Source organism: Paenibacillus sp. 1-18, assembly GCF_000520755.1.
GTDB classification, from domain to species: Bacteria; Bacillota; Bacilli; order Paenibacillales; family Paenibacillaceae; genus Paenibacillus; species Paenibacillus brasilensis.
Genome location: NZ_ASSB01000001.1, coordinates 1 through 1,827, shown reverse-complemented (window position 1 = coordinate 1,827; position 1,827 = coordinate 1). Strand labels below are relative to the sequence as shown.

The 1,827-nt window shown below is 46.7% G+C and carries 1 protein-coding gene; it reads left to right on the top strand.

Annotated features, from left to right (window positions below; all coding sequences use genetic code 11):
- A partial coding sequence (locus L693_RS0100005) for a SulP family inorganic anion transporter (RefSeq protein ID WP_025715510.1) occupies positions 1–1,382 on the top strand: 1,382 nt, incomplete at its 5' end.
- Positions 1,383–1,827 lie beyond the last annotated feature (445 nt).

The following is a 1,827-nucleotide window of genomic DNA, read 5'->3' as shown; positions in this document are numbered from 1 at the left end:
TAGAGCGGCATGAAACTTTTTTACCTTCTATGGCGGAACTGATCCATCGTTTGCCTTCACTGAATGTGTATAGCATTCTAACGGCTTGTATCTGTCTCGCCGCCCTGATTTGGGTGCCTAAAAAGTGGCCCAAGGTACCGGGGTCACTGGTCGGCTTACTCTTGTCAACATTGGTAGCCGCCTGGCTTTTTCCGGGGCAGGTGGCTACCATCGGCTCTGCTTATGGGGCCATTCCTGCTTCTTTGCCTGAACTGCATATTCCAGCGCTGACTTGGGACTTGATCGTGAAGCTATTGCCATCGGCACTCGTAATTGCGATGCTGGGTGCTATTGAATCTCTGCTATCAGCAGTGGTAGCTGACGGAATGACGGGTACAAAGCATAACAGCAATCGCGAACTGGTTGGCCAAGGGATAGCTAATTTGCTGACACCGCTGTTTGGCGGCATTCCTGCGACCGGCGCAATTGCCCGCACCGCCACAAATATCCGCAACGGTGCGGTTTCTCCTATGTCAGGCATCGTGCATGGGTTCGTTGTGTTCCTCATTCTGGTGCTTTTTGCTCCTTATGCATCCAATATTCCGTTGGCAAGTATGGCTCCGGTATTGATGATCGTGGCCTGGAATATGAGTGAGCGCAAGCATTTTGCACATATTCTCAAGACGCGGACAGCGGATTCTATCGTGCTGGTCGTCACCTTTCTGCTGACCGTTTTTACGACGCTGACCACAGCTGTTGAGGTGGGGCTGATTTTGGCGGTAGTGCTGTTCGTCAAACGTATGAGCAGTACACTTTCGGTGAATAAGGTACTGCCTGATCCTTCTGTAAAACATGAAAAAGTCGGCGCACATATGGTCACAGAACAGCATGATTGCCCACAGGTGGCCATTTATAATGTGGAAGGTCCGCTGTTTTTTGGTGCAGCTTCTGTATTGGAAAGCTCAGGAATGGGGGGCAAGGCTGATCGCCAACAAGGGATTTTGTTGCTGCGGATGGGTAAGGTCCCTTTTATGGACATGACGGGAGAAGCCAATTTTACCGTATTAATTCAGAAATACCGACAGTTTGGCGGAACAGTGCTTGTGTCGGGGCTTCAGCCTCAACCGCAGGCATTACTACAGAAAACCGGATGCTACGACATGATTGGACAAGAGCATTTTTTCGAACACACCGGAGAAGCGATTACAGCAGCCCTTGCACTGGTGAATCAGAACCAATGTTTTGGATGCAGGCAAATGGCTTTTCGGGAATGTGGCACCCTGTGCCGCAAATCGCAAGAACAGCAGGGAGGAGCAGGCTTGCATAAACCAGCCGCACAGTCCAAGTCTTCCTTTCCTGATAGTGCTGTTTCAGTTTCGATATCCGTAAATAGCGGCAGCTAGCGCGTTTCTGGATTTGCTACCGAATGCCGAATAATCTCTTCTATTTCCCGATACAAGCGCACAGGCAAGACTCGCACGCGCTTGGAAAATGGAAGAGATTTTTTTCTGCTTAAAGAAAAAAAGGAATAAAATTCAAAAAAATGCTTGAATATCTGATTTTATGACACTATACTAGATTCAAAAGATACCAAGTTTCACATTGTTTTGTTTTAAATTGTATTTTAATATACGAATAATAAACTCCTCGATAACTTCTAGTTTTTTTACCCTACCTTTTTCTTCATTTTTTCTCTTACTTTCTTCGAGATTTATTCACATTTTCCATACCCTATTATCGCTCTCAGCGGTCTGCACCAAGGGTTCGTTCATCTCAGAATGAAGGCCTATGGATATCACCCCGGCATCTATATTTTTTTAATTTCAAAATGCGAGGTCTAACTCCACC